The sequence below is a fragment of the Bacillus sp. JJ664 genome (genome assembly GCF_036962205.1).
In the GTDB taxonomy this organism is placed as follows: domain Bacteria; phylum Bacillota; class Bacilli; order Bacillales; family Bacillaceae_G; genus Gottfriedia.
Genome location: NZ_JBALMS010000045.1, coordinates 86,426 through 92,840, shown reverse-complemented (window position 1 = coordinate 92,840; position 6,415 = coordinate 86,426). Strand labels below are relative to the sequence as shown.

Annotated in this window: 5 protein-coding genes and 1 other RNA gene; 1 reads left to right on the top strand and 5 read right to left on the bottom strand. The window is 34.4% G+C overall.

Annotated elements, in window-relative coordinates:
• The 5 genes from V7056_RS08095 to V7056_RS08075 all read right to left on the bottom strand — a co-directional run.
• On the bottom strand, window positions 1–651 hold a 651-nt coding region (locus tag V7056_RS08095), incomplete at its 3' end, for a TniQ family protein (protein WP_499700901.1).
• 534 nt (window positions 652–1,185) lie between these two features.
• Window positions 1,186–1,543, bottom strand: a transfer-messenger RNA (tmRNA) gene (gene ssrA, locus V7056_RS08090).
• Between the two features lie 224 nt (window positions 1,544–1,767).
• Window positions 1,768–2,235 (bottom strand): SsrA-binding protein SmpB, encoded by a 468-nt coding sequence (gene smpB / locus V7056_RS08085; protein ID WP_464961038.1) that lies wholly within the window; start codon window positions 2,233–2,235, stop codon window positions 1,768–1,770.
• Between the two features lie 135 nt (window positions 2,236–2,370).
• Window positions 2,371–4,806 (bottom strand): ribonuclease R, encoded by a 2,436-nt coding sequence (gene rnr, locus V7056_RS08080; RefSeq protein WP_499700898.1) that lies wholly within the window; start codon window positions 4,804–4,806, stop codon window positions 2,371–2,373.
• Window positions 4,807–4,878: 72 nt separating this feature from the next.
• Entirely contained in the window at window positions 4,879–5,619 is a 741-nt protein-coding gene (locus V7056_RS08075) for an alpha/beta hydrolase (RefSeq protein WP_499700897.1), read from the bottom strand.
• A 296-nt stretch (window positions 5,620–5,915) separates the two neighbouring features.
• Between V7056_RS08075 and V7056_RS08070 the strand changes: the two genes are divergently transcribed.
• The gene (locus tag V7056_RS08070; protein WP_499700895.1) at window positions 5,916–6,401 is read left to right on the top strand and encodes a DinB family protein; all 486 of its coding nucleotides are present in this window, start codon (window positions 5,916–5,918) and stop codon (window positions 6,399–6,401) included.
• The last annotated feature ends 14 nt before the right edge of the window (window positions 6,402–6,415 follow it).

Genomic DNA, 6,415 nt, shown 5'->3' with positions numbered 1-6,415 from the left:
TACATTAGTAAAAAAATGTTCTAAACAATTGGAAACATAATAATCTTTTTTATCTGGAAATAAAAACATATCTTTAATTCCAAATATCTTTGAATTGCAGTAGCAACAAAAGCCTACCCTACTCTTTCTATGTATATATGGAATATTCATTTTACAATTTGAACAGTTTTTAATTAAATATGAATTATGTTTAATACATACTTTATAGTTTTTTAGTGACCAAATTAGTGGATAATAGACATGAGTTGGATTATCTAAATAAAATTCATCTAAACAAGACGGACACCAGTAAAGTGTATTTTTCAATAAATCCCTATTTGAAAAGAATAACTTATAACTTAATAAGGTTAAATTATTCAATCCTTCGACGTTAGTAAGTTCGCTCATTACATTCACTATCTCTAATGCATTTGAATCTAATCCATTAATTGATCTTGATCCATCATAAAATCGATTTCCTCCCCTTTCTATACTATTAAACAAATACTGTTTTCCCAAATTTGGAAATACCATAAACTTTAATAGGGATGAAACATCAACAACATGCGCCTCAGCAAGTCTAATAATATAACTTGATAAAGATTCAACATAGCATGTATTTATTTGGAATGGTACTAGTCCATACAATATACTTCTACTTGAATAATTCATTTTTTATCCCCTTAGCAAATTTTGAAATATTAAATAAAAAAATAAGCTTACCTAATTAATGGTGAGCTTATTTTTATATATTTATCGATTTGAGATTTTTTATTACAATTTACTGGATTACTTTAATATCTAATTTTAATGTTTGAGGCTAATAACAATATTAAAGTAAAATTATCTCGAATAAATTTAACCATTTAAAAAATTAATATTTTAAGTAACAACTCGAAATAATAATAACAACAACGTAAAAAGCATATATTGTCCAAATAGATTTTTAAGAATAATTTGTCTCGTATTATTAAAAATGTCTAATCAAACATAAAGTGTCCATAAATTCAATTTTAAATCATTTAATGTCCTTAATTATTATACTATCAGTTAAATATTTACTAGAAAATGTAAAATATTACATTTACAAAGCCATCTTTTTAATAACCATTTATTGTCCAAATAAAAAATTAAGGACAAACTGTCTAGTTTAGACAATTTGTCCTTGTAATTACATTACATAAAAAAACCACCAACAATATGTATTGGTGGAGACGGTGGGAGTCGAACCCACGTCCAGAAATATCGGCACTTAAGCTTCTACGAGTGTAGTCAATATATTCGTATTTCGCATACTATTCAGCCTATTGACAGGCTTCCTAGTAGCTAGTCTGGTTAGTCTCTTCCTTTCCCCTCAGACGGTGAGGTCCGGCGTAGCCCACTAATGAGTGAACCCCTCTAAGCTATGCACATGGGCGATACATAGGAGGAGCCTTCAGTGCAATTAAGCAGCTAAAGAGAAATTGTTGTTTTTGCCAGTTATAGGCTTTTGCGTTTTAACGAGGCCGACCCCTCGACTCGCGACCTAAGCTCGAACTACCCCTGTCGAATCCGTAACGTCCCCATATAAAATGCACACTCGACATTATTCCAGTCTTCGTGGCTATGAGTGACTTACGAAGCACTAAACAAAAGCTTAGCTTCATAATCTATAAAATCTGCACATCATCGTGCTCATTTATGTGTTTCATTAACTTACAAACTTATTATAGCACATTCGACATCAGTTGCAATTAACAATTGTTGTTAATAGTCATACAGAATGGAAAAGCTTCAACTATTATCCAATTAACTTTTTTGACGATCTCGAAACGCTCGCTCAACCTCACGTTTTGCTTCTTTTTTCTTCAAATCATCACGTTTATCAAATTGTTTCTTACCTTTACCTAACCCAAGTAGTAACTTAGCATATCCATTTTTCAAATAGATTTTTAAAGGTACTAATGTGTAGCCAGTTTCTTTTGTATAGCCAATTAATTTAACTATTTCTTTATTATGAAGTAATAGCTTTCTTGTACGTAATGGTTCATGATTATATCGATTACCTTGTTCGTACGGACTAATATGCATATTATGAAGCCATACTTCACCGTTTTGAACTCGAGCAAATGAATCCTTTAAATTAGCCTTTCCAGCTCGTAATGATTTTATTTCAGTACCTTGTAGTACGATACCTGTTTCATACGTTTCTTCAATAAAATAGTCATGATAACTTTTTTTATTTTGCGCGATAACCTTGCCTTCACCTTTTGGCATGTTTAAAACACCTCACTATCCTTACTTATTTTACCATAAAATAAAACCATATTCTATGTACTTAGGACTTCTCTAGGCCATAATCAAAAAGAATAAAACAGTGAACATTTCATCTGTCCACTGCTTTATTTTCTATTATTTCTTCTTATTCCCTTTTGCTACTTTATCATAGAAAGGTTTTTTCTTTTTATTTTTACTTTTTGTTGGGTTAAAACGATCATCACGTTTGTTACGAGGTTTCCCATTTCTTCCGCTGTCTTTTTCTTCACTTGTAGTGGTACTATCCCCTCCACGTCTACCGCGTGAACTACCACTTCTATTGCGATCAGTACTACGATCTGTTGGTCCTCTTCCACGACCTCTACCTCGGCCACCAGAACCGCCGCCATCTCGATTCACTGGTCCTCTTCCACCACTTCGACGAGGTTTATTTGATTTCATTCCAACAATTTCAAAATCAATTGCTCGCTCTTCTTTATTTACATTGGCTACTCGAATAGATACCTCATCACCAATTCTAAAAATCTTACCTGTTCGTTCACCAACCATAGCATAATGACGTTCATCATAATTGTAGTAATCATCCGATAAATCAGCTACACGAACGAGACCCTCAATTGTATTTGGCAATTCAATAAACATACCGAAGTTTGTAACTGAGCTAATAATTCCATCATACTCTTCGCCAATTTTATCAAGCATAAATTCTGCTTTTTTCAGATCATCGGTTTCGCGTTCAGCTTCAACAGAACGACGCTCCATATTTGATGAGTGCTCAGCAATTGCCGGCAATTTATCATCCCATTCACGCTTCGTATCATCATTCATTTTCCCTTGAATTAAGTAAGTACGTATTAAACGATGTACAATTAAATCCGGATAACGACGAATTGGTGAAGTGAAATGCGTATAGAACTCCGCCGCTAAACCAAAGTGTCCTAAATTATCAGCTTCATACTTCGCTTGTTTCATTGAACGAAGCATAACAGTTGAGATAACTGTTTCCTCTGGTTGACCATGTACCATTTCAAGTACTTGCTGTAATGCTCTTGGATGAATATCATTAGAAGCACCTTTAACTGTATAGCCAAATGTTGAAATAAACTCAAAGAAACGCTGTAGTTTTTCTTCTTTAGGATCTTCGTGAACACGATACATAAACGGAACGTTTAACCAATGGAAATGCTCTGCTACCGTTTCATTCGCAACAAGCATAAACTCTTCAATTAATTTCTCTGCTGTTGAGCGTTCACGTAAAACGATGTCTTCAGGATGTCCTTCAGCGTCTACAAGAACTTTCGCTTCTTTAAAATCAAAATCGATTGCTCCACGATTCATTCTTCGCTTACGTAAAACGCTTGCTAAGTGGGCCATTTCTTCAAACATTGGTACAAGTGGCTCATAACGCTCACGTAACTCTACATCTGCTTCATCTAGAATTTTGTTAACATCGCTATATGTCATACGTTCAGTTGTCTTAATGATACTTTCAAAGATTTCGTGTTTAACGACATCACCTTTTTGGTCAATTTCCATTTCACAAGAAAGTGTAAATCGATTGACTTGCGGGTTTAATGAACAAATACCATTAGATAGTCGGTGAGGAATCATCGGAATCACTCGATCAACTAAATAAATACTTGTTCCACGATCACTGGCCTCTTGGTCAATAGGAGAATTCTCCGTTACATAATAAGATACGTCAGCAATATGTACACCAAGCTTATAGTGGCCATTTTCAAGTTTTGTAACTGTAACTGCGTCATCTAAATCTTTTGCGTCTGCTCCATCAATCGTGACAATTTGTTGATCTCGCAAATCACGTCGAGTACCAATATCCGCTTCATCAATATCTTCAGGCACAGCATTTGCTTGATCCATTGCTTCTTTAGGAAATTCTTGTGGTAAACCAAACTTATGAATAACTGAAAGGATATCTACACCTGGATCGTTTTTATGTCCTAGGATTTGAACAATGATTCCTTCAGCATTTTTGCCGTTTTCAGGGAATTGAGTTAATTCTACAACTACTTTGTGCCCTTCAACTGCACCTTGTGAATTGCTTCTCGTTATAAAAATGTCACTACCAAATCGTTTATCGTCAGGAATCACGAAGCCAAAGTTTTTCTGTGCTTGGAATGTACCAACCATTTTCGTTTGACCACGTTCAAGAATTTTTACGATTGTGCCTTCACGACGTGCATCGCTTTTTTCTTTCGTAATTCTTGCTAAAACAACATCTCCGTGTAGTGCACCATTTAAGTCAGAAGGAGAAATAAATACATCTTCTGCACCCGCTTCTTCTGGAATTACAAATGCAAAACCACGTGCGTGACCAGTAAGTTTACCTCTAACTAAATTTGATTGTTCAGGTAAACTGTATTTATTATTTCGTGAACGGACAATGAACCCCTCATCTTCTAATGTGACAAGCGCTTTGACCACTTCACGAAAATCTACTGCATCAGTTAATTGTAATTCGTCTTCTAACCCTTGAATATTTAAAGGCTTATAGTCTTCACTTTTCATTAAAGTTAATAACTTATCTTTCCATTGTTGAAAATCTTGCATATATATTTCCCTCCTTTTCTCACTAATCCAGTTAAGGGTCTTTTATTTAAGTTTGTCCAGAATAACAGAATTCTACCAATCCAAATCATCAAGAAACGCTAGAACATCTTCATGCAATTGATCCTTCTCTTGTCCAAGCGTAATAACATGAGATGAATTTTCATACCATTTTAATTTTTTCTGGTCAGATTGAACCTCATTAAAAATAATATTTGCACTATCTGTATTAATCATTGCATCTACTCTGGATTGCACTACAAATGTAGGTGCGTAAACAGTGTCTACATTTTCACGAACTTCTTTAATTAACCCTTGAAGTTCTTGTAATGTTTTCATTGGAGCTTTTTTGAACTCTTCCATTTCTATTTCAATTTGTTCAGGTGCTTTACCTTCTCGTTTTTTAAACTCAGCAGCGTATGCAAGAACACCTTCATACATGATTTCTTCACTTTTTATGTACATTGGGGAACACATTGTCACAATACCATTTAATGGAACAGTGTAGCCTAATTTCAGTGCAAAAACTCCACCTAGAGATAAACCTACCGCAGCAATTTTTTCATGACCTCGGTCCTTTAAAAACTGGTACGCTTCCGTCACATCTTGCCACCAATCCTCTGGTCCAGTATGTACAAGCTCTTCTGGTGGTACACCATGCCCTTTATAATGCGGTGCATGACATGTATAACCTCGTTTTTCTAAAAAACGACCTAGCATTCGAACGTCGGCTGAATGCCCTGTAAAACCATGTAATAATAAAACTCCTCGCTCTCCACCCTCAAATGTGAAAGGCTTAGGCATTGTTACTTTCATTTATACTCACTCCAAAACTGTTCTATCCTTTTTTTCATTAGAATCCTTTATTTTTACATCTTATATACTAATGAGTTTCATTATTCATTCTAAAATACGTCTTTAATACGTCTTAGAACTAAACTTACATTACTCTTCCAATATTAGATTACCCTCACTAGGAAGTGTTCTTTTATTTTACCGTTCATTTGCATTATTTACCAATAAACAGTTTTTTTATCTTTATGCTTATGATTTAATGATACTTGAGGCTATAATATCTTTGTATTTACATATGAAACTTTAGGAGGCATTTTATGTTTATTAGCATTGACCAATTTATTAATGAATGGACACACGAATCAGAGGGCACATTAAAATATTTAAACGTGTTGACTGACGATTCTCTTGATCAAGCAATTGAAGAAGATCATTTTTCACTTGGAGAACTAGCATGGCATGTCACAACAGCTGCTAAAGGAATCGTCTCACAAACTGGCTTACAAATTGATCTAAAAATTCAAGACGAAATGCCTGGATCAGCAAAAGAGATTGCTGAAACATATAAAAAAGTAAGTAGTGCAGTGGTAGAAGCTGCAAAAGCACAGTGGAATGACGAGAGCTTAAAAGAAATGAAAAATTGCTTTGGTTTTGATATGCCTGTGTTTGCAATCCTTCGTATGACGCTAAATCATCAAATCCATCATAGAGGTCAAATGACTGTTCTAATGAGACAGGCTGGATTAGTTGTACCAGGTATTTATGGTCCTAGTAGAGAAGAATGGGCTCAAATGAAGAAATAATTTTCATATCAAAA